General features: G+C 49.2%; 1 pseudogene. It reads left to right on the forward strand.

The features are described from left to right. Positions 1 to 64 precede the first annotated feature (64 nt). A pseudogene (locus tag QUA34_RS30030) lies at positions 65 to 1,142 on the forward strand (IS630 family transposase). Positions 1,143 to 1,312: the final 170 nt, after the last annotated feature.

Genomic DNA, 1,312 nt, shown 5'->3' on the forward strand with positions numbered 1-1,312 from the left:
ATATCAGGTTCGGATAATTAGTTATAATTAAGGGCAGCCGATTCACAGGGACGCCAAACCCCCTATGCCAAAAAAAGTCCAGTTAGAACCGCACTTAAGTGTCCAGGAACTCTACACTCGCTACCGGACAAGTTCAGGGTTAGTCGAACGCAGCCACTACCAGATCATCTGGTTACTCGCCTCGGGCCACACCCCACTAGCGGTGTCTCAAGTTACCGGTTACAGCCGGATTTGGATTTACCAACTGCTGCGACGCTACAACCAATTGGGGGCTGGCGCCTTAAGCGATAAACGTTCGTCCAATCGTGGGCAACCTCCTCAACTCAACGACCTACAAAGAGCGCAACTGTGGCAAGTCCTATCTGGGCCTGCTCCCGATGGCGGTTTATGGAATGGTCGCAAAGTCGCTGATTGGTTAAGTGAGTGGACAGGAGAGCAGATCAGTCGCCATCGGGGATGGGAATATCTTCGGGAAATGGGCTACCGTTTGAAAGTCCCCAGACCGCAGCATCAGGAAACTGACATCTCTCAACAACAACAGTGGAAAAAAAACTTCATTTCGAGTTGAGATTTTTACAAGCTAAATATCCTCAAGCAGAGATTGAAGTTTGGGCGATGGACGAACATCGCTTGGGACTGCTACCAGTATTGCGCCGAGTCTGGACGCGGGTTGGGGAACAACCCAGTGCCGAGGTCAAACATCAATACAAGTGGCTGTGGGTTTATAGTTTTGTCCACCCCGAGTCAGGAGAAACTTATTGGTGGTTGCTGCCTTTTGTCAACACTCAACTGTTTAATCGGGTGTTGGCCGATTTTGCACGAGAGTATTTGAATGGGGTCCAGATAAACGAGTGCTGCTGGTCGTTGACCAAGCTGGATGGCATCAGTCTCAAGAGCTAGTGATTCCTGAAGGCATTGATTTGTTCGAGCTGCCATCACATTCTCCCGAATTACAGCCAGCAGAACGATTGTGGCCACTTACTAATGAAGTCGTAGCCAATTACTCACCGCAAAATCTTGACGAGTTAGAAGAGCTGTTGGTCTATCGTTGTCAGCAATTGCTCGGTCAACAAGACTTGATTCGCGGACTGACTTGTTTTCATTGGTGGCCTTTGACTCGCCGACCGTTGACAATTAATTGAGTTCGATGAGTTCGAGGTGCTCACCCAGAGCGGCTCTGGAGTGGTCTCACGTGCAAATTAAAATTCGGTCGCCCGAATCCAAGTTCGGTCGCCCGAATTCAAGTTCGAGCGCCCGAATTCAAGTTCGAGCGGCCGAATTCACATTATAAGTAATTACCCGAACCTGATAT

Source organism: Microcoleus sp. POL10_C6, from assembly GCF_036701585.1.
Lineage (GTDB): Bacteria > Cyanobacteriota > Cyanobacteriia > Cyanobacteriales > Microcoleaceae > Microcoleus.